The 26,895-nt window shown below is 42.3% G+C and carries 20 protein-coding genes and 1 rRNA gene; 16 read left to right on the top strand and 5 right to left on the bottom strand.

Going from position 1 to position 26,895, the window contains the following annotated elements:
• The first annotated feature begins 46 nt into the window (after window positions 1-46).
• Window positions 47-400, top strand: a complete 354-nt coding sequence (locus FN831_RS17330; protein ID WP_142529456.1) for a hypothetical protein — start codon at window positions 47-49, stop codon at window positions 398-400.
• Window positions 401-452: 52 nt separating this feature from the next.
• Here FN831_RS17330 and FN831_RS17325 read toward each other — a convergent pair whose 3' ends face one another.
• The gene (locus tag FN831_RS17325; RefSeq protein WP_142529455.1) at window positions 453-1,079 is read right to left on the bottom strand and encodes a tetratricopeptide repeat protein; all 627 of its coding nucleotides are present in this window, start codon (window positions 1,077-1,079) and stop codon (window positions 453-455) included.
• A 275-nt stretch (window positions 1,080-1,354) separates the two neighbouring features.
• Here FN831_RS17325 and lon point away from each other — a divergent pair, with 275 nt between their 5' ends.
• Both lon and FN831_RS17315 read left to right on the top strand, forming a co-directional pair.
• Window positions 1,355-3,826, top strand: a complete 2,472-nt coding sequence (gene lon, locus FN831_RS17320) for an endopeptidase La (protein ID WP_142529454.1) — start codon at window positions 1,355-1,357, stop codon at window positions 3,824-3,826.
• A gap of 68 nt (window positions 3,827-3,894) precedes the next feature.
• Window positions 3,895-4,848: a lipid A deacylase LpxR family protein gene (locus tag FN831_RS17315; protein WP_142529453.1), complete on the top strand. Its 954-nt coding sequence runs from the start codon at window positions 3,895-3,897 to the stop codon at window positions 4,846-4,848.
• Here FN831_RS17315 and FN831_RS17310 read toward each other — a convergent pair.
• Entirely contained in the window at window positions 4,845-5,258 is a 414-nt protein-coding gene (locus tag FN831_RS17310) for a peptide chain release factor-like protein (RefSeq protein WP_142529452.1), read from the bottom strand. The genes FN831_RS17315 and FN831_RS17310 overlap by 4 nt on opposite strands.
• A gap of 164 nt (window positions 5,259-5,422) precedes the next feature.
• Between FN831_RS17310 and cmk the strand changes: the two genes are divergently transcribed.
• Together cmk and rpsA are read left to right on the top strand one after the other, a co-directional pair.
• Window positions 5,423-6,109 (top strand): (d)CMP kinase, encoded by a 687-nt coding sequence (gene cmk, locus FN831_RS17305; protein ID WP_142529451.1) that lies wholly within the window; start codon window positions 5,423-5,425, stop codon window positions 6,107-6,109.
• 159 nt (window positions 6,110-6,268) lie between these two features.
• Window positions 6,269-8,203 carry a 30S ribosomal protein S1 gene (gene rpsA / locus FN831_RS17300; RefSeq protein WP_142529450.1) on the top strand — a complete coding sequence of 645 codons (1,935 nt, stop codon included), beginning with the start codon at window positions 6,269-6,271 and terminating at the stop codon, window positions 8,201-8,203.
• A gap of 53 nt (window positions 8,204-8,256) precedes the next feature.
• On the opposite strand, the gene FN831_RS17295 is transcribed toward rpsA, so the two are convergent.
• Window positions 8,257-8,655, bottom strand: coding sequence for a thiol-disulfide oxidoreductase DCC family protein (locus tag FN831_RS17295; RefSeq protein WP_142529449.1), 399 nt, complete (start codon window positions 8,653-8,655; stop codon window positions 8,257-8,259).
• A 120-nt stretch (window positions 8,656-8,775) separates the two neighbouring features.
• Here FN831_RS17295 and pyrR point away from each other — a divergent pair, with 120 nt between their 5' ends.
• The 11 genes from pyrR (at window position 8,776) to FN831_RS17240 (ending at window position 25,279) form a co-directional block, all read left to right on the top strand.
• Window positions 8,776-9,324 carry a bifunctional pyr operon transcriptional regulator/uracil phosphoribosyltransferase PyrR gene (gene pyrR / locus FN831_RS17290; protein ID WP_142529448.1) on the top strand — a complete coding sequence of 183 codons (549 nt, stop codon included), beginning with the start codon at window positions 8,776-8,778 and terminating at the stop codon, window positions 9,322-9,324.
• 3 nt (window positions 9,325-9,327) lie between these two features.
• Window positions 9,328-10,260, top strand: a complete 933-nt coding sequence (locus tag FN831_RS17285) for an aspartate carbamoyltransferase catalytic subunit (RefSeq protein ID WP_142529447.1) — start codon at window positions 9,328-9,330, stop codon at window positions 10,258-10,260.
• Between the two features lie 130 nt (window positions 10,261-10,390).
• Window positions 10,391-13,408: a tetratricopeptide repeat protein gene (locus FN831_RS17280; protein WP_142529446.1), complete on the top strand. Its 3,018-nt coding sequence runs from the start codon at window positions 10,391-10,393 to the stop codon at window positions 13,406-13,408.
• Between the two features lie 11 nt (window positions 13,409-13,419).
• Window positions 13,420-15,159: a porin family protein gene (locus FN831_RS17275; RefSeq protein ID WP_142529445.1), complete on the top strand. Its 1,740-nt coding sequence runs from the start codon at window positions 13,420-13,422 to the stop codon at window positions 15,157-15,159.
• A gap of 53 nt (window positions 15,160-15,212) precedes the next feature.
• The gene (locus FN831_RS17270) at window positions 15,213-16,754 is read left to right on the top strand and encodes a hypothetical protein (RefSeq protein WP_142529444.1); all 1,542 of its coding nucleotides are present in this window, start codon (window positions 15,213-15,215) and stop codon (window positions 16,752-16,754) included.
• Window position 16,755: 1 nt separating this feature from the next.
• Window positions 16,756-17,466 (top strand): MotA/TolQ/ExbB proton channel family protein, encoded by a 711-nt coding sequence (locus FN831_RS17265; RefSeq protein WP_142529443.1) that lies wholly within the window; start codon window positions 16,756-16,758, stop codon window positions 17,464-17,466.
• A complete protein-coding gene (locus FN831_RS17260) occupies window positions 17,466-17,867 on the top strand; it encodes an ExbD/TolR family protein (protein WP_142529442.1) in 402 nt (133 codons plus the stop codon). The genes FN831_RS17265 and FN831_RS17260 overlap by 1 nt, the downstream gene beginning before the upstream one ends.
• Window positions 17,867-18,685: an energy transducer TonB gene (locus tag FN831_RS17255; RefSeq protein ID WP_142529441.1), complete on the top strand. Its 819-nt coding sequence runs from the start codon at window positions 17,867-17,869 to the stop codon at window positions 18,683-18,685. Before FN831_RS17260 ends, FN831_RS17255 begins: the two co-directional genes overlap by 1 nt.
• Window positions 18,686-18,771: 86 nt before the next feature.
• A complete protein-coding gene (locus FN831_RS17250; protein WP_246101602.1) occupies window positions 18,772-20,013 on the top strand; it encodes a bifunctional folylpolyglutamate synthase/dihydrofolate synthase in 1,242 nt (413 codons plus the stop codon).
• A gap of 137 nt (window positions 20,014-20,150) precedes the next feature.
• Complete coding sequence (gene pafA, locus FN831_RS17245) at window positions 20,151-21,815, top strand: alkaline phosphatase PafA (RefSeq protein ID WP_142529439.1); 1,665 nt, start codon at window positions 20,151-20,153, stop codon at window positions 21,813-21,815.
• Window positions 21,816-21,910: 95 nt separating this feature from the next.
• Window positions 21,911-25,279: a methylmalonyl-CoA mutase family protein gene (locus tag FN831_RS17240; protein ID WP_142529438.1), complete on the top strand. Its 3,369-nt coding sequence runs from the start codon at window positions 21,911-21,913 to the stop codon at window positions 25,277-25,279.
• A 58-nt stretch (window positions 25,280-25,337) separates the two neighbouring features.
• Here FN831_RS17240 and FN831_RS17235 read toward each other — a convergent pair whose 3' ends face one another.
• Complete coding sequence (locus FN831_RS17235; protein ID WP_142529437.1) at window positions 25,338-26,318, bottom strand: acyl-ACP desaturase; 981 nt, start codon at window positions 26,316-26,318, stop codon at window positions 25,338-25,340.
• A 250-nt stretch (window positions 26,319-26,568) separates the two neighbouring features.
• Window positions 26,569-26,680 (bottom strand): 5S ribosomal RNA (gene rrf, locus FN831_RS17230).
• Window positions 26,681-26,895: the final 215 nt, after the last annotated feature.

Below are 26,895 nucleotides of genomic sequence, written 5' to 3'. Positions count from 1 at the left end.
AGAAGAGGTGAAAACTGAAAATACAATTAAATTCAACGATTTAAATTTGGAACTCACGCACAAGTTTATTGAACTTACCGGAAGGATCGCTGAGGTGAAAAACGAGCTAACAGAAAAGATCAACAATGTAAAGACTGAATTGACGGAAAAAATGAACGGCATAAAAGCTGAACTGACCGAGAAGATGGTCATCATGAGAACTGAGCTGACAGAAAAAATCGACAAGCTAAGAACCGAACTGACAGAAAAGATCGACAATCTAAGAACCGCACTGACGGAGAAGATGAACAATATGAGAACTGAACTGATTGACAGGATAAACTCTGCGAAGGTTCAAACGATTCTCTGGGTTGTAGGCATGTCCATCGTACAACTCCTTGCACGTTATTTTTTCAAATAAAAAAAGGGTGCTCCAAACGAAGCACCCTTATGTATTTTACAACCTGAAAACGTTATTTCAAACTTGAAATTTGTGCTTTCACATAATCAATCAATGAGATAATGTCCTTGCGCAATGGCTGAACAATCAGAACTTTTTGAAAATCAGCGATTGAACTGTTAAAGATGGCGATACAAGCTTCTTTATCTGCCTTTTTCTTGATCTTATAAGATTTATAAATTGCATAATCTTTGTAAGCAAGCCCCCTGTTCTGCAACAGCTGGGTATCTTCCTCACCATTGATCTCGATCGCTTTGGTAAAATCTTTGATAGCTGACAAATAAAAGGTCTCCCGCATCTGGTTTAAAGATTCCTTAGGATCATTTGCCACATTCTGCCTGGCTTTACCCCTGTAATAGTAAGCAGAGTAGTCAGAGGGTTTAACAGTAATCAACCTGCTGTAAGTCTCAATAGAGCTTTCAAAATTACCACATTGAAAATAAGAATATCCCAGCATCTTCAGTACGCTTGGGTTGTTCGGGCTTTTAGCATCAGCTTTTTCCAACTGGGCTACAGCCCCTTTGTAATCGCCTTTCATCATAGCCTGCATCCCTAACTTATCATAACTTCCGCTTTGAGCAAAGCTGTTTTGAGCATAAATAACTAAAAGTAGTACAAGCGCTTTTTTAATGTAGTTCATCAAATTTTATTTAATAAAGAATAAAGATATAAAAACATAGCCTAAGTAGCTAAAGTTAAAATATCATTTATAAATATTCAATGGGTAAACGCTAAAAAAGTGGAATTATGATAGGCACGACAATTATATTTTAATTTCCTGCCTTTTTAACAGACAAAATACGATATTGAGTCTTTGGCATAACAGTTGAAATTGTAGACATTTGTATATAATTAATATTTTTTGAAGCGGCACACTGTCACATTGTCGTTTTTTTATTTAGAAAGGCCTATTTAATGAGTATAAAAGATCAGTTTGATTTTGGCAATGCACTACCCATCATAAATGAAGATACGGAATTTTTTCCATTAATGTCCCAACAAGATGAAGATGAGATGAATAACGAAGAGACACCGGATATATTAGCCATTCTTCCGCTTAGAAATACTGTATTGTTCCCTGGTGTTGTTATTCCCATTACTGTTGGCAGGGACAAATCCATTAAATTAATCAAGGAAGCCTACAAGGGCGACAAGATTATTGGAGTAGTGTCTCAGATGGATGTTTCTATTGAAGACCCCACATTTGAGCAGTTAAATAAAGTGGGTACAGTAGCACAGATTATTAAGATGCTGCAGATGCCGGACGGTAATACTACCGTGATCATCCAGGGAAAACAACGTTTCCGCCTGATCGAAGAAGTACAATCTGAACCTTATATTAAAGTTACCATCAGTAAATTTAATGAGGCCAAACATAAAACAGATAAGGAATTTAAAGCACTGGTAGCCTCTATCAGGGAGATGTCTTCACAAATTATTCAGCTGTCGCCTAATATTCCAAGTGAGGCGGCTATGGCGCTTAAAAATATTGAAAGCACTTCTTTCCTGATCAATTTCATCTCCTCAAACATGAATGCAGATGTAAAGGACAAGCAGAAAATGCTGGAGATGGAAAACCTGAGAGCCAGGGCAATGATGGTAATGGAGCTGCTCACCCTGGAGCTGCAGATGCTGGAACTCAAAAACCAGATTCAGTCTAAAGTACGTACAGACCTTGACAAGCAGCAAAGGGATTACTTCCTGAACCAGCAACTCAAAACTATCCAGGAAGAACTGGGAGGCAATTCTTCCGATCTTGAGTACGAAGCGCTGGAAGTCCGCGCCAAGAAGAAAAAATGGTCAGTACAGGTGAAAGCCCATTTCAGTAAAGAGCTGGAAAAACTCGGAAGAATGAATCCGGCGGCACCAGATTATTCTGTGCAGATCAATTATCTTGAACTGCTGCTGGACTTGCCCTGGAATGATTTTACCAAGGATAATTTTGATCTGAAACGTGCCCAAAAGGTATTGGACAAAGATCACTTCGGATTAGAAAAAGTAAAGCAGCGTATCATTGAATATCTGGCCGTTTTAAAATTAAAGCGGGATATGAAAGCCCCTATTATCTGCCTTGTTGGCCCTCCGGGAGTTGGTAAAACTTCACTGGGCAAATCCATTGCCAAAGCACTGAACAGAAAATACGTTCGTATGGCACTGGGCGGCATCAGGGACGAAGCAGAAATCCGCGGACACAGAAAAACATACATTGGTGCCATGCCGGGCCGCATCATCCAGTCCATCAAAAAGGCAGGTGCAGCAAACCCTGTTTTTGTGCTCGATGAGATTGATAAAGTAGGTTCGGATCACAGGGGAGATCCATCATCAGCTCTCTTGGAGGTGCTGGACCCTGAACAGAACAATGCATTTAATGATCACTACGTAGAAACAGATTACGACCTGTCTAACGTATTGTTTATAGCTACGGCCAATTCACTGAGTAATATACAGCCGGCATTGCTTGACCGTATGGAGATCATCGAGGTAAATGGTTATACCATCGAAGAAAAAATAGAGATCGCAAAAAAATACCTGCTCCCAAAGCAAAAGGACCAGCATGGTATCAAAACAAAAGATATTGTTTTGAAGAACAGCCTGATTGAAAAGGTAATTGAAGATTATACCCGTGAATCCGGCGTAAGGGGGTTAGAGAAAAAAATTGGATCCCTGGTACGTGGCGTAGCAACAAAAATTGCGATGGAAGAAACGTATGAGGCAACGCTTACCCTGGAAGATGTAGAACGCATATTAGGGGCTCCAATTTACGACAAAGACCTCTACGAAGGCAATGAAGTAGCAGGTGTGGTTACTGGTTTGGCCTGGACCCAGGTAGGCGGAGACATCCTCTTTATCGAAGCCAGTCTTAGTCCCGGAAAAGGAAAGCTTACCCTGACAGGAAATCTTGGTGATGTCATGAAAGAATCTGCGGTAATTGCTCTTGCCTACCTGAGAGCTCATGCGGCAGCGTTCAACATCGACAACCAGTTATTCGATCTTTGGGATATACACGTTCACGTTCCTGCGGGAGCTACGCCAAAAGACGGGCCTTCTGCAGGTATAACCATGCTTACCGCGTTAACCTCGGCCTTTACTCAACGCAAGGTTAAATCCAACCTGGCCATGACCGGCGAGATTACCCTCCGCGGTAAAGTTTTGCCAGTAGGCGGGATCAAGGAGAAAATACTTGCAGCGAAAAGAGCCAATATCAAAGATATCATCTTATGTAAATCAAACCGCAAGGACATTCTGGAGATTAAAGAAAGTTATATCAAAGACCTCAACTTCCACTATGTGACAGAAATGAAAGAGGTGATAGACCTGGCGCTGACCAAAGATAAAGTGAAAGATCCGCAGGATCTGAGCATCAAACCTAAACTCTCAGCAAACTAATTGCACAGATAAATTTTAACTCATATCTTTAAAGCTCCGGAATAACCGGGGCTTTTTTTTGAACAAACATGAAATATTCCGGTTATCCGCTCCTGCTTATCCTCCTATTAATATCTGCTGCAGCTTCATCACAAACATATAAAAATGAATTAGGCCTCAGGAGCGACAATGACTCATATCTTGGACAGGGGTCTGACCGCTATTATACCAATGGCCTGTTCTTCAACTTCCGCCACGCGCTTGATCAGCAAAAACTGCCACAGAACCTGGAAAAAAAGACCTATGAGATTTCCCTGGGACAGAAGATGTTTAATCCTTATTCGGGAGATGCACCTGATCCTGCCACACAGGACCGTCCCTTTGCAGGTTACCTCTATGCCGAAGGTGCCATGAACTGGTTTTACAGTGACGAAAGTATAATTAAAGCCAGTGCACAAATCGGGACTACCGGTAAAAATTCACTCGGGGAAGCAGGCCAGAAATTACTGCACAGCACTTTTGGTTTCTATGATATCGAAGGATGGGACTACCAGATAAAAAATGAATTGCAACTAAACCTGTCTGGTCAGTATACAAAATTACTGACACGTATAGCAGATAATGCAGTTGAGTTCTCCTTTGAAGGCTATGCCAATCTTGGCACAACTTTTACCGGTGCGGGTGCCGGATTGCTTTTCAGAACAGGCGCGCTCAACCAGTTATTTAATTCTGCCTATACCAATGCAGTGATTGGCAACCATGCCAAAACAAAAGCACTGGTAAAAAGAGAATTTTTCTTTTATGCCAAACCCCAGCTGAACTTTGTGGCCTACGACGCCACCATACAAGGCAGTTTATTTAACAATAACAGCCCGGTAACTTTTAGCCAGAAACCAGTCGTATTTGCGCAGCAACTGGGAGCAGATTACAGCTCACAGCGTTTCACAGTAGATTTCAGTGTAATATTTAAAACCAGGGAAGTTAAAAGTTCTGCCATTGCGCACCAATGGGGATCCCTTGGTTTATTTTACAGGTTTGACTAGGCATCCAGTTTCGGTCGCCTGCGGCTTTCTTTCTTCAGCGCAATAGACTTCTTATCGCTTTTCCTTTTAAGGATAACACTACGGGGGGTACGTGTGGGCTTTCTTAATTTATGCACATGGAGCGCCGCCGTCAGCAGCGCCATCAGTTTGTCTACCGTGTTTTCTTTGTTGAGGAGCTGACTACGGTCTTCCTGAGAGATCACATGAAGATTTCCATCCTGGTCCAAACGGTGAGCCAGCCTTTCGGCCAGCAGCTGTTTTTCTTCCGGGCTAAAAAATACCGCCGAACTGATGTGGAGTATCAGTTCTACTTTGCTCGAAACCTTATTGACATTCTGCCCTCCCTTGCCTCCGCTGCGCGAAGTCTTAAAGGAAACAGCTTTCATGAGATCTTTTCTTTCAGGTAACATAAAGCAAAAATAATTCTTTTCAGGGAATAACGTAAACATAATATATAAGTGAAGAGCGAATTGTGCCTGAGCTCTCCTATTCCTGCCCGCCCGAAAAATTTCCCCCTGTAATTAAAGGGCAATTAAACTTTAAAAAAAGGGTCAAAAGACTAACTTTGCGCCATATGAGAAAAAATCTGGTTGTTGCGATTGATGGTTATTCTTCCTGCGGTAAAAGTACACTGGCAAAAGCGCTGGCCAAAAAACTGGGCTTCATCTATATAGACAGTGGTGCGATGTACCGTGCGGTAACGCTCTATTTTTTGCGCAACCACACAGACATGAGCAATCATGACGCGATCATGGATGCGCTACAGCATATAGAGCTGAACTTTCATTCCAGGGATTATGAATCGCACATTACCCTCAACGGTGAGGAAGTGTCAGAAGAAATCCGGAAAATGCCGGTCTCAGAAAATGTAAGTGAGGTCTCTGCGATAAAGGAAGTGCGGACAGAGATGGTGAGACAGCAGCAGCGAATGGGCAAATCCAAAAATATAGTGATGGACGGCCGTGATATCGGCACCACTGTATTTGCTGATGCGCAGGTAAAATTTTTCATGACGGCCGATCCAAAAATCAGGGCAGAACGCAGATTTAAGGAATTACAGAGCAAAGGCGATACAGAAACTTCACTGGAAGATGTTTTCGAAAATCTGGCACACCGCGATTACGCCGACACCACACGCAAGGAAAGCCCGCTGGTGCGCGCAGAAGATGCGATTATCCTTGACAACACAGATATTACACAGGAAGAACAACTGGAATTTGCACTCCATAAGGTTACACCTCACCTGCCTCATCAGGATTAACCCATTTAGCTCCTTCAAATCTATCGTTTTGTCATTTGAATCCAAGCTTATTACAGGCAAGCAGTTCAAAATCAACAACATTTATTAAAATATTCTTTCAATAAAAAGAATATTTTCTATCTTTGCAGTCCCTAAAGGGAAAAGGAGATTAAATGATTAATGGCAAAAAAACAAGTAGCAGAAAAAGAACTAGAGGCTAAAAAAGCCGAATTACAAGGTGCAGACGCCCGTCTCACTGAAAGAGAAACTATTGAATCAGAAGCTGATTCATTATCGATCGAACAGATCAAATCATCTTTAGCAACACCAGATCAAGACTTTGACTGGGATGCAGACGACAAAGCTTTCGGAAAATATTCTGACGAAGACCGTAAAAAGTTTGAAGACATGTATACCGATACTTTCAATCAAATCAACCAGGGTGAAATCATTAGCGGTATTGTTGTATCAATCAACAATAAAGACGTAGTATTAAACGTAGGATTTAAATCTGACGGTTTAGTATCAACTTCTGAGTTCCGTGATACTCCTGATTTGAAGATTGGCGATACAGTTGATGTATTCGTAGAAGCTCCTGAAGATGCAAATGGTCAGTTGATTTTATCTCGTAAAAGAGCTAAAACTCAAAGATCATGGGAATCTATCAACGAAGCCCTTGACAATGACAGAATCATCAACGGATTTGTTAAAAGCCGTACTAAAGGTGGTCTTATCGTTGACATTATGGGTGTTGAGGCATTCTTACCTGGTTCTCAGATCGACATCAAACCGATCCGTGATTACGATGTTTATGTAGGTAAAACAATGGAATTCAAAGTTGTGAAAATCAACCACGAATTTAAAAACGTTGTAGTATCGCACAAAATCTTAATCGAAGACGATTTAGAAAGTCAAAAAGTTGAGATCGTATCTAAACTTGAAAAAGGTCAGGTACTTGAAGGTACTGTTAAAAACATTACAGACTTCGGTGTATTCATCGATTTAGGTGGTGTTGATGGTTTACTTCACATTACTGATATTTCTTGGGGCCGCATAGAGCATCCGAAAGAAGTATTGAGCTTAGACGAGAAAATCAATGTAGTTGTTCTTGACTTTGATGACGAGAAAAAACGTATTGCTTTAGGCTTGAAACAATTAACTCCACACCCTTGGGAAAGTTTAGATACTAACCTTGTTGTTGGATCTAAAGTTAAAGGTAAAATCGTTACTGTAGCTGATTACGGTGCATTCTTAGAAATCATTCCTGGCGTTGAAGGTTTAATCCACGTTTCAGAAATGTCATGGTCACAAAACCTGCGCAGTCCACAGGAATTCCTTAAAGTTAGCGATGAAATCGAAGCTGAAGTATTAACTTTAGACCGCGATGAACGCAAAATGAGCTTAGGTATTAAGCAATTAACTCAGGATCCTTGGCAAAATGTTGCTGAGAGATATCCTATCGGAAGCAAACATACTGCTGTAGTTAAAAACATGACTAACTTCGGTGTATTTGTTGAAATTGAAGAAGGTATCGATGGTTTAATCCATATCTCTGATCTTTCATGGTCTAAAAAAGTTAACCACCCTAACGAATTCACTAAAGTTGGTGATACATTAGATGTAGTTGTTTTAGAATTAGACGTTGACAGCCGTAAATTAAGCTTAGGTCATAAACAATTAGAAGAAAACCCTTGGGATACTTTTGAAACTATCTTCACATTAGATTCAATCCACCAGGGAACTGTTGTTAAAGTAACTGATAAAGGCGCTGTGATTGCTTTACCATATGGTGTAGAAGGTTTCGTACCAACTAAACACATGGCTAAAGAAGATGGTACTACTATCAAAGCTGAAGAAACCAATGACTTCAAAATCATTGAATTCAACAAAGATGCTAAACGTATCGTTGTTTCTCACGCCCGTATCTGGGAAGAGGCTAAAGCTGAAGTTGCTGCTGAAGAAAGAGCATCTAAGAAAAAAGAAGCTAAAGCATCCAGCAATGCAGTTAAAAAAGTTAAAGATTCAGTTGAGAAATCAACTCTTGGTGATCTAGGTGTTCTTGCACAATTGAAAGAACAAATGGAAGGCGAAGAAAGCAAAAACAAAGCTAAGTAATCTTAAAGCTTATATATTTGAAAAGCATCCCCTAGCCGGGATGCTTTTTTGTTTTACAGGAATTTCGCCTTCAGCTCTGCTGTAGGAACCATACAGCTTTCTTCTTTGCCCCAGATGCTGTACCTTCTTTTTGCAATCTGATCATATACAAAATCACGGATAAATGCCGGAACGATCATAAACCCGTAGAGCAGGTTCCAGCCAAACCCTAAATGGCGGGCAATACGCAGTGCTGCGGCAGAACGTTTATAGACCTTACCTCCCTGCAGCAGGATAACAGAACCCGGTGGAGAATCCTCAGTTGCATCCGGACCATCAAGATACTGAGCAGCAATATCTCCCTGTAAAGTAGCAAAGCGGAAAAAATCCCGACGGTCCCGTTTGATCACAAACTTCACAGAGCTGGTACACAGGTTACATACTCCGTCAAAAAAAATTATAGAATGCTCCATGCCTCAAAGTTAATTAATTAGCATAATTTTGGGCCGGTTTAGAATCCCCCGTTCAAATTAATTGAAAATGCATCCCCGTAATTCAATTCGATTTTTTATATTTGCCTAATCAATTTGTCAATGCAAAAAAGAACCCTGCTAGACGGTAATAAGTTCCAAATCACAATTAAGCGACTTTGTCATCAGTTAATTGAGAATCACACCGATTTTTCTAATACCGTACTTATTGGCATACAACCCCGGGGCAGCTACTTCGCCGACAGGGTAAAACAAGAACTCACTCATATTCTTAAAACTGAAAATATCCGAAAAGGTAATCTCGACATTACTTTTTTCAGGGATGATTTCAGAAGAAAAGACGGCATTGTTTCCGCAAGCAGCAACACCATAGACTTTATCATTGAAGGCTGTAACGTAATTCTCATCGACGATGTGCTGTGGACAGGCCGTACCATCAGGGCAGCACTTGATGCACTCCTGGCTTACGGCAGGCCCGCAAAGGTTGAGCTGATGGTATTGATCGACAGGAGGTTTTCAAGGCATGTACCTATTGAACCTGATTATATCGGGCAGCAGGTAGATAGCCTGGATTCGCAACTGGTGAAAGTGAGCTGGAAAGAAACCGAGGGTGAAGACAAAGTAATTTTATTATCAGAACGAAATAAATAAAAAATGGCAGCAGAAAAACTATCAACACGACATCTTTTAGGCATCAAAGATATTAACCTGAATGATATTGAATTGATTTTTGAAACTGCAGATAATTTTAAGGACGTGATCAACAGACCGATCAAAAGAGTCCCTTCCCTGCGTGATATCACAATTGCCAATATCTTCTTCGAAAACTCTACGCGTACCAAACTTTCTTTTGAACTTGCTGAAAAAAGATTATCCGCCGATGTGATCAACTTCGCCGCATCTTCTTCTTCTGTAAGCAAGGGAGAAACACTGATTGATACGGTAAATAACATCCTGGCCATGAAAGTGGATATGGTTGTGATGCGGCACCCTTATGCAGGTGCCGGCGTATTCCTGAGCAAACATATCAACGCACAGATCGTTAATGCCGGAGACGGCGCGCATGAGCATCCTACACAGGCGCTGCTTGATGCCTACTCTATCCGTCATAAACTTGGAGAGGTAAGAGGTAAAAAGGTGGTGATCGTAGGTGATATCCTGCATTCAAGAGTAGCCATATCAAATATACTTTGCCTGCAAAAATTAGGTGCAGAAGTAATGGTTTGCGGACCAACAACATTGATTCCAAAACATATCGAAGCGCTGGGCGTGAAAGTGGAACATAACCTGATCAAGGCTTTAAACTGGTGCGATGTAGCCAATATGTTAAGGATCCAGATGGAAAGACAGGATATCAAGTATTTCCCTTCGCTAAGGGAATATGCGATGATGTACGGCCTGAATAAACAGATCCTTGATAACCTGGATAAAGAGATCATTGTAATGCACCCGGGCCCGATTAACAGGGGTGTGGAAATTACAAGTGATGTTGCAGACAGTAAACAGTCGATTATTCTGGATCAGGTGGAAAATGGTGTAGCTGTAAGAATGGCTGTACTCTATCTCCTTGCTTCTCAGAGAGATTAACCTCTTTGTAACTTTCCTAATACCATTCTTACAAACTTTACGTTAAACAGTGTTATTAACACTTGTTAACTTCTATCGTTAACAAGTGTCTCTACAATTTTTATATTAGCACCCAATATATTTAAACCAAATGCAGAAAAAATACCTTTTTATTCCGCTTTTATTAGCCGGTAACCTGACCACGGGTTATGCTCAGGTAAGTGCGTTAGTAAACCTCAATAAAAATTATCAGACTGGCCTTGAATTACTCGATAATGAAAAATATGTTGCTGCCGCTCAGCAGTTCAGACTGGTTGAGCAGCTCAGAACAAAACCGGGAACCCAGCAGGAAAGCAATTCAGAACTATCCTTATTAAAAGAAAATGCGAAGTTCTATGCCGCTGTTTGCGCCCTTGAACTAGGCAATAATGACGCAGAAAGCCTGTTTCAGACTTTTATCCGTGATTATCCCTTAAATCCAAATACAAAACTTGCCTTCTTCCATGTTGGTAAATCATATTTCGAACAAAAGAACTATGTGAAAGCACTGGAATGGTTTGAAAAAACTGATCCTTCTACCCTCTCTAAAAAACAACGTACAGAGTACCAGTTTAAACAAGGCTATTCTTATTTTGTGCAGAATGACATCGCAAAAGCAGAACCGCTGCTTGAGCAGGTGAAAAACGAAGAGGGGCCTTTTCAGGAAAGTGCAACCTACTACTTTGCCTATATCAATTACCTGAATAAAGATTACAAAACTGCCCTTACAAATTTCGAAAAGTTAAAAGGTTCTACAACTTACCAGGCCAGCTATCCTTATTATATCACTTCCATGTATTACCTGGACCAGAGATATGATGATGTGATCAGTTATGCCATCCCGATCCTGAAAAGTTCCAAACAACAGTTTGAAGCAGAAATGCTGAGCCTGATTGCTGCTTCATATTTCGCGAAGGGCGACTTTAAAAATGCTGAGCTTTATTTCAGGGATTTCTATTCAAAAGACAAATCAGAAAAGAAAAACAACCTGTTTATCTATCAGTATGGTTATGCACTGTTTCAAAACAACAAGACCAAAGAAGCCGTAACCGTTTTATCGCAGTTAAATACGGATGATGTATACCTTCAAAGCGGCATGTACACTCTTGGCCGTGCTTTCATCAAGCTTGCCGATAAAGAAAAAGCAAGAAGCGCGTTTTTCAGGGCTTCACGTTTAGAGTTTGACAAAGGCATACAGGAAGAATCCTGGATCAATTATGCACGCTTAAGCTACGAACTGGATTTCAATCAGCAGGCACTGGAATCAACCCAGAACTTCCTGAAACAATTTCCACGATCGGCAAAAATCAATGAAGCAAAAACCCTGCTTGGAGAAATCCTGCTGACCAGCAAAAACTACCAGGCAGCGATTGATATCCTGGAACCAATTGTAAAGAAATCACCGGAAGCCGAAGAAGCCTACCAGAAAGTAACTTACTTCAGGGGACTGGAATTCTATAACGAACGTGCTTTTCCGAATGCGCTATCGATGTTCATCCGTTCAAATACTTATCCGGACGATAAAGAGATCCACGCCCTGAGCACTTACTGGATGGCCGAAGCGATGTATGAACTTCGCAAGTTTGGCGAAGCGGTAAAAACCTTTGAAAAATTCCTGGATATGCCGGGCGCAGACAAAACGAAAGTCTATAATTTTGCCAATTATGCACTGGCTTATGCAGCGTTCGAAGATGAAAAATATTCAAAAGCAGCAAATTATTTCGAACGCTTCCTGGCGGGCGATGATAAAGACAAAAACACAGTTGTGGATGCCACCATTCGTTTGGCAGATTCATATTTTGTCAATAAAAGCTATGGCAATGCCTTAACGTATTACAACCGGATCATCAGTAATAAATCCACCGGTGACGACTATGCCCTGTTCCAGAGAGGAATGATACAGGGCCTGCAGGAGCAGAACGATACTAAGATCGCTACGATGCAAAGCCTGCTGCAGCAATTCCCTTCATCTAACTATGCGGATGACGCAGGTTTTGAAATTGCTTACACCTATTTCAACAAAGGTGAACTGGACAAATCCAGGACAGACTTAACTGCCCTGATCAGCAAGTATCCCAACAGCAGTTATGTTCCAAGAGCGTTGGTAACCATCGGTCTGGTACAATACAACCAGGATCAGGACGATGCTGCACTGGAAACCTTCAAGAAAGTAATTACTGATTACGCCAGTACCGAAGAAGCCAAACAGGCACTGGAATCTATCAAGAATATCTATGTGGACCGTGGCGATGCCAATGGCTTTATCGCATATGCAGCAACCACCCCTATCGGTAACTATACCGTAGCTGATCAGGACAACATCGTATTCCAGGCAGCAAATAACAGGTACCTCAAAGGCGATGCCCAGGGTACAGTGGAAAGTGTAAACGCCTATTTTGATAAATATCCTAAAGCGATCCATGCAAAAGAAGCAAAATTCATCAGGGCAGAATCACTGGTGAAACTGAACAGACCGGATGAGGCTGTGCCTGACTACGAGTTTATTCTGAACGACTGGACCAGCGATTATACAGAACGTTCCCTGATCAGTATTTCCAAGCTGTTCCTGGACCAGAAAAAATACAATGAGGCCATTGTTTACCTGAAAAGACTGGAAACTACTGCTGATTATAAATCACACTACTCTTTTGCCATCAACAACCTGCTCAAAGCTTACACAGCGCTGAACAGTCCTGATGACATGCTCAAATATGTACAGCTTACCAAAGAGTCTGACAAAGCTTCAGAAGAAGAATTGAACAGTGCCGACCTTTATGCCGGTAAAGCCTACCTGTTAAAAGCAGATACGGTTTCAGCTGTAAAAGCCTTCAGCAGCGTGGCTACAAAAACCAAAACCATTGCAGCAGCTGAGTCTAAGTTTACCCTGGCACAGATCCAGTACAATAAGCGTGAGTACAAAACCTCGCAAAAAACTTGTTTCGATATCATTAATAACATGCCTTCTTACGATTATTGGGTAGCCAAATCGTTCATACTGCTCGCAGACAACTATGTAGCGCTAAAAGATAACCTGCAGGCAAAAAGCACACTGCTCAGTATTATTGACAATTATGACGGTAAAGACGAAATCGTAGCTACTGCCAAAGAAAAATTAGAAAAAATTAAATAAGACCAAGCATCATGAGATTGAGCAAAATATTATATATATCCATATTCTTCCTTACAGCGGGCACACTTTCTGTGAATGCGCAGGATAAAAAAACTACAGATAAAAAGACGGATAAGAAAACCGAACAAAAACCGGAAGAGAAAAAAGACGACAAAGCAGTAACGGAAGAAATTGAAGTAGTAAGACCCTATAAACCAATTCTGGCCGAGGCTGTAAAACTAAGAAGAAGCCCTGACCTGAATGATGTTAAATCATATAAAGCACGTTTTAACTATGCGCTGACAGACAGGAAGCTGATGCTCAATTCTGATATCGATAAGTTATACGCACAGGATGTTGCGGCAGAAAAACAAGCTGAACTGATCAATAATTATGTAAAGGGAGGACTGGGTTCTGCAAGTACAATCTTCGGCGAAGCTTATATCAATATGGGCAGGGACGAAGCTTTACAGGCAGGCGGTTTTTTCAGACATTTTAGTCAGGATGGCAAACTGGAAGGCCAGAAACTAAGTCAACAGCAGGTAAGCGTTTTCGGTCGCAGCATCGGCGAAAAAGCTGTGCTGAGCGGTCGCGTAAATTATGAAAGAAAGGGATTTTATTTTTATGGCTTTGATGAGGCCAACCCGCTGAGAAACCTTGATCCTGCCAAACAGGCTTTCAACTTTATCGAGGCTGAAGGCGAAGTGGTAAACAAATACACTGAAGACCCTGATGCACTGAGCTACGCAGCAAAAATCAATGGGTATGTCTGGGGCGATCAGCTTTCTGCCAAAGAGAATTCAGTTGTCATCAACGGATACCTGAACAAAAGGATCAGCAGTTTTAACCTGGGACTGGCAGCTTCTGCAGAATTTGGCAATACAAAGGATGAGTTAACAGATGTAAAGAATAACCTGCTCCGATTAAACCCGTATATCAGGTTAGAAGCAAATGGTATCAAGATCAACGCCGGTATTAACTATGTACAGGAATTTGGTACTGTTTCTGCAGGGCACATCTTCCCGGCAGTAACGGCAGATTTTACACTGATCCCTGATTACCTGCAGATCTTTGCAGAATTGAAAGGCGATGTGAACAGGAATTCAATGAAAGACCTGACAGATGAGAACCCTTTCCTGAACAGTAATATTGCGATCAAAAACTCCATAGAAAAACTAAGCTTCAGTGCCGGTATTAAAGGAACGGGCGGCCCGGGATTTGGATACAAAGTAAGGGTGTACCGCAAAGAAATTACCGATATGCCACTTTTTGTAAACAACTATAATGACCCTACAAAATTTGATGTCATCTATGATTTCGGAAACACCAAGGTATTGGGCCTTGAAGGTGAGTTATCAGTGCAAGTGAGCGATCAGCTGAAATGGACGGGCAAACTAAACCTTGAAGATTACAAACCTGCTTCTGAGACCTACAGCTGGTTTAAACCTCAGCTGCGCATCAGCTCTAACCTGTTGTACAGCATCACCGATAAAATCGGTTTCAACGCTGCCGTATCTGTGCAGGATGCAAGCAACGCAAAAATATATACTTCAGCGCCTGCAAGTCCATATGTAATTCCCAACCCGGCAATAGAAACAACTACTACTGTGAAAGGTTATGTAGACCTGGGAATTGGGGCTACGTACAAGATCAATAACAGGTTCTCTGCCTTTGCAAAAGCAAACAACTTGCTGAACACAAAATACAGCAGATATTTATATTACCAGGTAATTGGTGTGAATGTTTTTGGTGGAATTACCTACTCATTCTAATCAAATCAATTTTATAATTGGTTGATACGGAATTAAAATTTATTTTTACCAGAATGGATGTCTTGTCTTATCTCTCAGAGCTTATTCAAACGCGTAAAGCCGTTGGGATTTCCGGTTTGGGGACCGTGTTTAAAAAGAAAATACCGGGAAGGTATGATGCGGAAACGCATTCATTCATTCCACCCAGCTACACCCTCGATTTTACTGATGAAATAAAGGAAGAGATCCTGCTTGCTGATTTCATCGGCAAAAAAAGGAATGTGTCTGCTGATACAGCAAACTATTTTATCACTGAGTTTAGCTCTGATACGCTCAGGAGGCTGAGCAATGATGGTACATTTAGTTTTGGTGATCTTGGTACCCTGGTTAAATCAGGTGAGCAGATCAGGTTTAAGCCTGCAGAATCCATTAATTACGGCTTCGATTTCTATGGCCTGCCGGCGGTGAAAGAGGAGCAGGAACAACTGCCTGAAGCACTGGCACAGATTGAGGATGTTGTAGAAGAAATACCAGCTGCTCAGCCAGAACAGACAGAGGCAGCAGCAACAGAAGAGCCGACCATTGAATCAGTAATTGCTGATAATGAAAGCAGCGAAGAAAATCCAGGCGACGAAGAAAGGGTAACCGAAATTGATGATACAGTTCTGCCTGCAGCTGAAGAGCCACCTGTTGTTGAAACAGAAGAATTAGCTGCCGCTCAGCCAGAGGAACCGTCTCCAGTGGAAGCAGAAGAACAAAATCTGGAATCTGTAATTGCTGACAACGAAAGCAGTGAGGAGAACCCGGGTAACGAAGAAATTGAAGAAGAGCCTGTTCCGGCTTCGGCAGAAGAAAACAAGCCTGCAGATACACCTGTAAATCCTTTTGCCCAATATAAAAAGAATGAACAGCAGCTGCGCGATGAGATCGAATCGCTGAATTTTTACAGGTCAAAATCACCATACTTAAAATCTACAGGCCCTGTGGATGAGGAGGTGATCATGAAATTAAATAAGATCACGGCTAAAGAAGACACCGCTGAAGCTGCCCCGTCAACAGATGCCTTTCCCGTTTACCCAACACAGGTAGTAGAAGAAAAGACGATGCCGCTATACTTAAAAATTCTTTTAAGTATAGGGATTCTGATCGTAATGATGGGTGTTGTGTATGTTATTAAGCCCGATTTATTTAATGCATTAACAGGTAAAACATCGGCTCCGCCTAAAAAGTTAAATACTTCTGCCTCAAGGCCTGCAGTTGTTGCACCGGCGTCAGATGATTCACTCACCACGGATTCCATTCAGAAAAGCGGCGCTTCCCTGTCTCCTGCTGATACCCTGATCAAAACACTGCCCCCTGCCAAACCCGTAGATACGGCTACAGTATACGAAATCATCGGCGCTTCAATGCATGACCAGAAAGAAGCTGATAATTTCATCGCGCTGATGAAGAGAAGCGGAATAGATGCCAAGGTGGTGACCAATATGTCTGGAAAGAGACTAAAAATGAGTATCGCTACGTTAAAAGATGAGAAAACAGCCAAAGAAGAGCTGGACAGATTATCAAAAAAATTAAAAATACCAGGAATATACATTTACAGAAACAAACAAAAATAATATGACCACATTGCTTCAGGTTACTACAGATACAGTAAAACAATTAACTGATACCGCTAATGTTGCGAACCAGGCTGTAGCTGCTGCACCTCAGGAACTTCATTTCTTTGACCTTTTAATTAAAGGGGGTTGGGTAATGGTTCCATTGGCTATCCTTGCTTTTGCCGGACTGGTAATCTTTGTAGAACGATACATTACAATCAGAAAAGCTTCTAAATCTGAAACGAACCTGATGCTGCAGATCAAACAGTATATCCATGACGGCCGTCTGGAAAATGCCATAGCACTTTGCAGGAATACAAATTCTCCACTGGGCAGAATGCTGGAAAAAGGTATGAGACGTATCGGCAGGCCAATCAAAGATATTGAGGCCGCTATCGAAAACGTCGGTAAACTGGAGGTTTCCAAACTTGAAAAAAACATCTCAATCCTGGGGATTATAGCCGGGATTGCACCGATGCTTGGTTTCGTAGGAACAATCGTAGGGGTAATTACAATTTTCCATGATGTATCCATTAAAGGAGCTATCGAAATTGGAACCATATCAGGAGGTCTGTATACCAAGATGATTACCTCTGCCAGCGGACTGATCGTAGGTATTATTGCATATGTGCTTTACCACATCCTGAATGCAATGGTAGAAAGAATCATCCTGAGAATGGAAACGGATGCATTAGAGTTTATTGATCTATTAGAAGAACCAGGTAAATAATGAATCTACGCAAAAGAAATAAGGCAACTGTTGAGGTCCATACCTCGGCACTGAACGACATCATGTTCTTCCTGATGCTGTTCTTCCTGCTTGCTTCGGCGGTAGTAAATCCACAGGTCGTAAAATTGTTGCTCCCCCGTTCAGAATCCGGACAGCAGTCGTCGGCCCAGAAAACAGTGACCGTATCCATAGATGAAAAGCTCAATTATTTTGTAGAGAAAGCACCGGTTACACTTGAAACGATGAAAGCCAGTATTGAAACATATCAGAAAGCTTCTCCTGACCTTACGATTGTATTGTATGTTGCCAGAGGCGTTTCTATTGAAAACACGATGGCTGTATTTGATGTTGCTAATCAGTTAAAACTGAAAGTTGTATTGGCAGTAGAACCGAAAAAATAATGACTCCATATAAAGAGGAAAATAATTACCCCAAAGCAGTGGCTATCTCAACGGCAATATTAGCCGGTTTGCTGGCATTGAGCCTGTTTATTGCTATTGGCACCTTCCAGCCTCCTGAAGAGGCAGGGATGGGCGGTATGGTAGTTAATTATGGTACGTCTGTTGAAGGTATGGGAACTGATTATACAAGTGTTGAAGAGCCTTCTGCAGATCCAAACGCAAATAACCAGCCGCCTGATAAGGTAGTGCCTGATCAGAAGGTAACACCAGAAAAGTCGGTTGAAAGTTCTGATAAAGAAATCACCACTCAGAATACTGAGGAGGCTGTAAGTATTGCTACCAAGAAAACGAACAAACCTTCTACCCCTACCGCTGCAAAAGTAGAGGATAAACCTGCTAAACCAGCGATCAACCAGAATGCACTGTATAAGGGCAAATCCAGCAAAGGTACTGGCGGCGGCGATGGCACCGGTACAACTCCCGGTAACCAGGGATCTGTAAATGGCGACCCTCTGGCCAACAATTATGGTGAGGGCGGATCCGGTTTTGGCAACACCCCTATCGCCCTGCGCCGTTTTACCAATCTGGTTACCCCGCAGGATGACGGACAAAAAACTGGCAAGATCGCAGTGCGGATCACTGTAAACAAACAGGGTATTGTAGTTGAAGCAACGCCCGGTGTGAAAGGTACAACCCTGCAGGATCTTGATCTCTGGGCTAAATGTAAGGCCGCAGTAATGGGCGCAAGGCTAAACCAGTCTGAGTCTGCCCCGGATCTTCAGACCGGTGTGGTGGTATTCAATTTTAAAGTGAAATAATCTCCCGGTTAGGTACGTTACAGTGTAAGATTTTTGTGCTAATGAACTATTCCCAAACTCTCGACTACCTATATAATAAACTGCCAATGTTTACACGCATTGGCGCTGCCGCAATCAAAAAGGACCTGGATAACACCATTTTGTTGTGTGAACACTTGGGCAATCCACAGGAGAAATTTAAAACCATTCATATCGCCGGTACCAACGGGAAAGGTTCTACCTCCCATATGCTTGCTGCCGTGCTGCAAAAAGCAGGTTACAAGACAGGACTATACACCTCTCCACACCTCAAAGATTTCAGGGAACGCATCAGGATTAACGGAGAAATGATGCCAGAAGTAGCTGTTGTGGATTTCACAGCCCGCGAAAAAGAGAAGATCGAAGAAATCAGTCCTTCTTTTTTTGAGGTAACTGTGGCAATGGCGTTCGACTATTTTGCTGCCGAACAGGTAGATATTGCCATTATCGAAGTGGGTCTCGGCGGCCGGCTTGATTCTACAAACATTATCACCCCGGTATTGTCTGTCATCACCAATATCAGTTTTGATCATATGAGCCTGCTTGGCAACACACTGCCGGAAATTGCAGGGGAAAAAGCCGGCATTATCAAACCGGGAATTCCGGTTGTCATTGGAGAAAAGCAGGATGAATCTGCTCCCGTATTTATCAGTAAAGCAAAGGAAACTTCCAGCGAGCTTGTATTTGCAAGCACCGAGCTCCGACTGGATGATGTGCGTAATGAAGGCGCACAACTTGTTACTTCTGTATATAAAAATAATGCGCGAATTTTTAAGGACCTGAAACTCGATCTCACTGGCCGCTATCAGTTGAAAAATGTCCTTACTGTTATTCAGGCCGTCAATGTATTGAACCGTAAAGGTTTTACCGTTCCTGATCAGGCTGTTTATGACGGCCTTGCCCATACCGTGGAGGTCACGGGCCTGCAGGGAAGATGGCAAACCATCAGCCGCAACCCGCTGGTCATCTGTGATACCGGGCATAATATTGCCGGAATTCAGGAGGTATTGCAAAATATACAGGCTACCCCATACAGAAAACTGCACATCGTAATCGGCATGCTAAAGGATAAAGACGTCAGCAGCGTACTTCAGCTGCTACCTGCCTCGGCTACATATTACTTTTGTGAGCCACTGCTGGAAAGAGCACTGCCTGCAACTGAACTTGCGCAGCAGGCAGAAAAATTTAACCTCAAAGGCAAAGTCTTCCATACTGTCGTTTTAGCACTTGATGTAGCCAGAAATGCCGCAGATCCCAATGACCTGATTTTTGTTGGCGGAAGTACCTTTGTTGTTGCAGAAGTTCTTTAGCAGGTTTGTTAACATTAATTTTATTTGTTTAGCATTATATTTACCGCATGTAATGATGAAACGCGTATGACAAGGGTACTGTAAAATAGTATAATCCCTGTGCGCGCTTTATAACTATCAAAGACAATTAAATTCTGATGAAAAAAACCTTGTTATTCGCAGGCTTATGCTGTTTGTGCAGCATCACCTTCGCACAAAAAAAAGCAAAGAGCTCCACAACACCGGCAACGTCTTCTGCAACTCTGGACCGTCCAAAACTAGTTGTAGGATTAGTAGTAGACCAGATGAGATGGGACTACCTTTATCGTTACTATGACCGATATGTACAAGGTGGCTTTAAACGCATGATTAATGAAGGTTTCTCTGCCGAAAATACCTATATTCCATATACGCCCACTTACACAGCTGTAGGCCATACAAGTATTTATACAGGATCAGTACCCGCTATCACCGGAATCATCGGTAACAACTGGTTTGATCCTCAAACAAAAAAAGCAGTGTACTGCACGGATGACAGTACCGTAACAGGAGTGGGATCTAATAATGCCGCGGGCAAAATGTCTCCAAAAAACCTGCTCAGCAGTACAATTACTGATGAACTCAGACTGGCAACTAATTTTCAGGGTAAAGTGATAGGCCTGTCCTTGAAAGACCGTGGCTCAATTCTACCTGCAGGCCACACCCCAACAGGTGCATACTGGTATGACGGTGAAACCGGTGACTGGATAACAAGTACCTGGTATATGAAACAACTGCCGGTATGGCTTCAGGATTACAATAAAAAGAAAATGGCCAATAAGTATTATGACATGAACTGGAATACTTTATATCCTATAGCCAGTTATACTCAGAGTACTGCCGACAACAAAGATTATGAGGGTGTAACCAGAGGCGAACAAACCCCCACCTTCCCACATGCGCTCACAGCCTATACAGGAAAGAACTATGACATGATCAGGAGTACTCCATATGGTAATACCATTACACTTGATCTTGCAAAAGTAGCCATCGAAGCAGAAAATCTGGGTAAGGATAATATTACCGATTTTCTGGCGGTGAGCTGCTCTTCTACAGATTATGTGGGACACCAGTATGGTCCAAATTCAATAGAGGCCGAGGACACTTACCTGCGTTTGGATAAGGATATTGCAAGTTTCTTCGATTACCTGGACAAAACGGTAGGCAAAGGCAATTATCTGGTGTTTCTTTCTGCCGATCATGGTGCAGCTCACGTACCTGGTTTTATGCAGGAAAACAAAATGCACGCAGGCTTGGTTGATAACAAAGCCATTATTACAGGTCTGAACACCTATCTTGAAAGCAGGTTCAAGATCAAAAAGCCGGCAATGATGTCTATGAATAATCAGATTATTTTTGACCACAGCAACAAGGATATGCCCAACATTGATTTTACCGCTTTGAAAAATGCAACTATCGATTATCTGAGAACTTATGATGGGATTGCAAATGCAGTGGACCTTGCCAGAATTGCAGAAAGTACGCTTCCTGCAGTACAAAAAGAAATGATCACCAATGGGTATAATGCACGCCTCAGCGGTGATGTATACTTCATCCTGCAGCCAAACTATTTTGATGGCGGTAAAACAGGAACAACACATGGTGCCTGGAACCCATATGATTCACATATTCCCTGCGTATTCATGGGATGGAAGGTCAAACATGGTAAAACCAACAAAACTCACCATATGACAGACATCGCGCCAACCATTGCTGCAATGCTGCATATACAGATGCCAAGCGGTAACGTCGGCGAGCCGATCACAGAACTGACGCATCAATAGACAATATTCGAAATACCCGGAAGCCGCAGAATCTGCGGCTTTTTTTATGCACAGTAATTTATTTGTACATTACATCACCAATATAAACTCAGTGTATGGAACCAGTTAATGTCTACCATCCGCGGCACAAGATACGTTTTGTGACAGCGGCAGCATTGTTTGACGGGCACGATGCAACAATAAATATCATGCGCCGGATCCTTCAGTCGTCCGGGGCCGAGGTGATCCATCTTGGTCATAACCGGTCTGTAGAAGAAGTGGTAAATTGCGCTATTCAGGAAGATGTTCAGGGTATTGCAATGACCTCCTACCAGGGTGGCCATATCGAGTATTTCAAATATATGTACGATCTGCTTCAGGAACGTGGCGCAAAACATATCACGATTTTTGCAGGTGGCGGTGGCGTATTTTTACCTGCTGAAATCAATGAACTACAGGCTTATGGTATCACCAGGATTTACTCTCCGGATGATGGCCGCACAATGGGATTACAGGGTATGATCAATAACATGCTTGAACAAACTGATTTTATCACTGCTCAGACAATCACAGATGAACTGGAAAAGATCCCTTCCAGGGATATGAGAAGTATCGCCAGGGCCATTACCATTGCAGAAAATGATCCTGCAGGAGCGCAGGATTTCGTCAACCACCTAAAAAAACTTCCCCGTGATACTCAGGCCCCTGTTTTGGGCATTACCGGTACCGGAGGATCAGGCAAATCATCATTGGTCGATGAACTCGTGAGGCGCTTCCTGCTCGAAGTTGAAGGCAAAACCCTGGCTATTATTTCGGTTGATCCTTCCAAAAGGAAAACAGGCGGCGCGCTTCTGGGCGACAGGATCAGGATGAACGCGATAGATCATCCGGGGATTTACATGCGTTCTCTGGCCACCAGACAAGCTAACCTGGCTCTCTCTGCGAACGTACAGGAGAGCATCGATATTTGTAAGGCAGCAGGATTTGATATGATTATCGTAGAAACTTCGGGCATTGGCCAGTCTGATACCGAAATTACAGAACACTGTGATGTTTCCCTGTATGTGATGACTCCTGAATTTGGCGCTGCTACGCAACTGGAAAAGATCGACATGCTCGATTTTGCTGATCTGGTAGCAATCAATAAATTTGACAAAAGAGGGGCCCCGGATGCCTTGCGCGATGTCCGCAAACAATATAAACGAAACCACAACCTGTTTGATGCCAAAGATGAGGAGATCCCTGTTTTTGGCACAATGGCCTCACAATTTAATGACCCCGGCATGAATGGTCTTTTTGTAAGCCTTCTGCACAAGATTAAGGAGAAGACCGCCATCGATTTCAAACCTAAGCTGAAACTGATCAGCGGCTCATCCGGGAAAATTTATATTATCCCCCCGGACAGAACCAGATATCTGGCTGAGATCGCTGAATCCAGTGAACAATACGATGAATGGGTGAAAAAGCAAACTGCTATTGCCACTCAGCTTTATCAGTTAAATGGGGTGATGAGTATAACACAGGATGATTTACTACATTTTAAGGCAGACCTCAATAAAGTATATGCCAAACTGGAAGAACAGCTCGACGGAAATTGCCGTCGCCTCCTCAGGGAATGGTCCGCAACCAGTGAAAGATATGGGCAGGAATATTTTGTTTATCAGGTAAGGGATAAAGAAATTACACAGCCGCTCTTCTATGAATCTTTGTCACAGCTGAAGATCCCAAAGGTGTCACTCCCCCGCTACAGGGACTGGGGAGATATTCTCCGTTGGTTGCTGACTGAAAATGTACCCGGCGAATTCCCTTATGCCGCTGGGGTATTTCCTTTAAAACGCGAAGGTGAAGACCCTACCAGGATGTTTGCGGGGGAAGGTGGACCAGAACGGACCAACAAACGCTTTCATTACGTATCTCTCGGACAGCCTGCCCATCGTTTATCAACGGCATTTGACTCTGTCACACTCTATGGCGAAGATCCGCATATGAGGCCTGATATTTATGGAAAAATAGGAAATTCCGGCGTAAGCATTTCTACGCTTGACGATGCAAAGAAACTTTACTCAGGCTTCGATCTATGCTCGCCATCCACTTCAGTGTCTATGACCATCAATGGCCCGGCGCCGATGTTACTGGGTTTCTTTATGAACGTGGCTATAGATCAGCAATGCGAGAAATACATCATTGAAAATGGCCTGCTTGACCAGGTTAATCAGAAGATAGACCTGATCTATCAGCATAAGAACATGGCAAGGCCACTTTACCAGGGCCAGCTGCCAGAAGGAAACAACGGACTGGGCCTGCTGTTACTCGGCGTTACTGGCGATCAGGTACTGGAACCGAAAACATATCAGCAAATCCGCGCCAGCGCCATCAGTTCAGTGCGCGGGACAGTCCAGGCAGATATCCTGAAGGAAGACCAGGCGCAAAACACATGTATATTTTCAACGGAATTTGCTCTTAGAATGATGGGCGATATCCAGAAGTATTTCATTGATCAGAATGTAAAGAATTTTTATTCTGTTTCCATCTCAGGATATCATATTGCAGAAGCCGGTGCAAATCCTGTTTCACAACTCGCTTTTACACTCAGCAACGGCTTTACTTTTGTAGAGTATTACCTCAGCAGGGGAATGCATATCGACGATTTTGCACCTAACCTTTCGTTTTTCTTCTCTAATGGTATAGATCCGGAGTACGCCGTAATTGGGCGCGTAGCAAGGCGGATATGGGCCAAAGCTATTAAAAATAAATATAAGGGCAATGACAGGTCGCAAAAACTGAAATACCATATTCAAACATCCGGCAGATCCTTACATGCACAGGAAATAGACTTCAATGATATCAGGACTACCCTACAGGCGCTTTATGCGATCTATGACAACTGTAATTCACTGCACACCAATGCATACGATGAAGCTATCACTACCCCCACAGAGGAATCTGTGCGCAGGGCGATGGCGATACAGTTGATTATCAACAGGGAACTGGGGCTGGCAAAGAACGAAAATCCCCTGCAGGGCGCTTTTATTATTGAAGAACTGACAGACCTTGTAGAAGAGGCAGTGCTCCTGGAATTTAAACGCATCAATGAGCGGGGCGGTGTGCTTGGTGCGATGGAAACTATGTACCAACGCGGAAAAATACAGGAAGAGAGCTTGTATTATGAAATGCAGAAACATTCGGGAGCGTATCCAATAGTAGGTGTAAATACATTCTTAAATAAAAATGGTTCGCCTACCATCGTACCCGGCGAAGTGATCCGGGCTACGGAGGAAGAAAAACAATACCAGATCTATGCACTGCAGGAATTTCAAAAACGCAATGCTGAGGAGACAAAAAGTATTTTACAGGAACTTCAGCTAAGCGCAGTGAGGGGAGAAAACATCTTCGAGTTATTAATGGAAGCTTGTAAAATCTGCTCCCTGGGACAAATATCTAATGCCCTTTATGAAGTTGGGGGCCAATACCGCAGAAATATGTGAATAAAAAAAGCCTGGATAAACATATCCGGGCTTTAATATAGTACCACACTCAGACAGCTTATGCGTGGATCCAGCTAAATTTATAGTCTATCGTAGGATTTTTCATTCTTTCAGCTACACGTAACAACCTGTTTGGCAGAGCCATGATGTAATCCCTCGCTTTTTCACCAGCATCATTTAAATCAACCATATGCTCAAGTTTCCACTCGTCAATCAGCTGCTGCATAATTTCTACATAGTCAACGGCAGTATAAACACCCAGACGTTGTGCGGCGTCGGTAAAATGACCAAAGGTCTGCCCCATTTTCATTCCCATTTCCCTTAAGAAATGCGCAGGCATTACAATCTTTTTGCGCATCATATCCTCAAAGGCAATCATGGCTTCATTCGGATCTACTTCAAAGATTTTAGACATAAAGTCTTTATAAGCTTTAGCATGCCTTGCCTCATCAGAAGCAATCACACCACATATTCTCGAAAGTAAAGTATCGCCATCTTTTTTAGCCAATGATGCTACTCTCCTATGTGAAATATTTGTAGCGAGCTCCTGGAAGCTCGTGTAAATAAAGTTGCGGTAAGGGTCGTGTCCGGTACCGATATCAAAACCATCAGCAATCAGATACTGCGTAGATATTTCCATCTGCCGCATATCAACACGACCAGACAAATAAAGGTATTTATTTAAGAGATCACCATGTCTGTTTTCTTCGGCAGTCCAGTGACGGTTCCATCTCATCCATCCACCTTCTTCATTACGGCTTACGCCTTCTACCATAGCTAACCATGATTCGTATGTAGGTAATGCTTCTTCTGTAATTGTATCTCCGATTAGTACAGCAACCAGATCGTAAGACAGGTCGTTTGCATTTTCACGTAGAGATTTTATATCCTGCAGAAAAGTTTCACTTGTAGAAACCGGCAGAAAATCAGTAGGCTGCCAATTCGTATCAATTGGTTTAAGATAAGAATCCATCATTTCAAGCATATAGTGCTCAATATGAAGCATTACTTCTCTTCTTTTTTCAGCGAAAAAACTCATTATATGTGTGCTTTAGTTTAGGGACAAAGGTAATTAAAATAATTTCAAAATGCTTTTTCAAAGCTATTTAAATAACGAATCAAGGGTAAAAGTTGTGATGATTAGGAAAAAATAAATTAGGATTATCGTCCATAACTTAAGAACAATAAAAAGTTGATTGTGTTTGGAAAATAGATACTGAAAAAAAGACATATCATGAGGTACTGTAAACAAGAAAAGCCTCTCAGTTTCCTGAAAGGCTTTCTTTAAGATTTGGCACCGACCTACTCTCCCACGTGTTACCGCAGTACCATCGGCTCTGGTGGGCTTAACTTCTCTGTTCGGAATGGGAAGAGGTGGACACCACCGATATAGGCACCTAAATGTTTTCTATCGATTCAGCTATGATTGCTCATCTGCTGATTGATTATATTTTGATAATAGTATAAATGTTTAAGCTTGATCTGGTCGGGTTTGAATATATCCCGTAGATCTCGTCGCCATAAACAATGACATATTATTGAAAGAAGTTAGTAAGGAAGAACAAACAACAGTATTCTGCTTTTTGAAAGCTTCGGATGATTAGTATTACTCGACT

This window comes from Pedobacter westerhofensis, assembly GCF_900182595.1.
Classification (GTDB): Bacteria; Bacteroidota; Bacteroidia; order Sphingobacteriales; family Sphingobacteriaceae; genus Pedobacter; species Pedobacter westerhofensis.
This window is presented reverse-complemented; position numbering and strand designations above follow the sequence as displayed.

Bases quoted from the DNA above. Each gene is read 5' to 3' on its own strand.
- pafA (WP_142529439.1), top strand. From the start codon at position 20,151: ATGAAAAAAACCTTGTTATTCGCAGGCTTATGCTGTTTGTGCAGCATC.
- cmk (WP_142529451.1), top strand. From the start codon at position 5,423: ATGAGAAAAAATCTGGTTGTTGCGATTGATGGTTATTCTTCCTGCGGT.
- lon (WP_142529454.1), top strand. From the start codon at position 1,355: ATGAGTATAAAAGATCAGTTTGATTTTGGCAATGCACTACCCATCATA.
- FN831_RS17280 (WP_142529446.1), top strand. From the start codon at position 10,391: ATGCAGAAAAAATACCTTTTTATTCCGCTTTTATTAGCCGGTAACCTG.
- FN831_RS17260 (WP_142529442.1), top strand. From the start codon at position 17,466: ATGAATCTACGCAAAAGAAATAAGGCAACTGTTGAGGTCCATACCTCG.
- FN831_RS17295 (WP_142529449.1), bottom strand. From the start codon at position 8,655: ATGGAGCATTCTATAATTTTTTTTGACGGAGTATGTAACCTGTGTACC.
- FN831_RS17315 (WP_142529453.1), top strand. From the start codon at position 3,895: ATGAAATATTCCGGTTATCCGCTCCTGCTTATCCTCCTATTAATATCT.
- rpsA (WP_142529450.1), top strand. From the start codon at position 6,269: ATGGCAAAAAAACAAGTAGCAGAAAAAGAACTAGAGGCTAAAAAAGCC.
- FN831_RS17265 (WP_142529443.1), top strand. From the start codon at position 16,756: ATGACCACATTGCTTCAGGTTACTACAGATACAGTAAAACAATTAACT.
- FN831_RS17235 (WP_142529437.1), bottom strand. From the start codon at position 26,318: ATGAGTTTTTTCGCTGAAAAAAGAAGAGAAGTAATGCTTCATATTGAG.
- FN831_RS17325 (WP_142529455.1), bottom strand. From the start codon at position 1,079: ATGAACTACATTAAAAAAGCGCTTGTACTACTTTTAGTTATTTATGCT.
- FN831_RS17255 (WP_142529441.1), top strand. From the start codon at position 17,867: ATGACTCCATATAAAGAGGAAAATAATTACCCCAAAGCAGTGGCTATC.
- FN831_RS17310 (WP_142529452.1), bottom strand. From the start codon at position 5,258: ATGTTACCTGAAAGAAAAGATCTCATGAAAGCTGTTTCCTTTAAGACT.
- pyrR (WP_142529448.1), top strand. From the start codon at position 8,776: ATGCAAAAAAGAACCCTGCTAGACGGTAATAAGTTCCAAATCACAATT.
- FN831_RS17250 (WP_246101602.1), top strand. From the start codon at position 18,772: ATGTTTACACGCATTGGCGCTGCCGCAATCAAAAAGGACCTGGATAAC.
- FN831_RS17285 (WP_142529447.1), top strand. From the start codon at position 9,328: ATGGCAGCAGAAAAACTATCAACACGACATCTTTTAGGCATCAAAGAT.
- FN831_RS17270 (WP_142529444.1), top strand. From the start codon at position 15,213: ATGGATGTCTTGTCTTATCTCTCAGAGCTTATTCAAACGCGTAAAGCC.
- FN831_RS17240 (WP_142529438.1), top strand. From the start codon at position 21,911: ATGGAACCAGTTAATGTCTACCATCCGCGGCACAAGATACGTTTTGTG.
- FN831_RS17275 (WP_142529445.1), top strand. From the start codon at position 13,420: ATGAGATTGAGCAAAATATTATATATATCCATATTCTTCCTTACAGCG.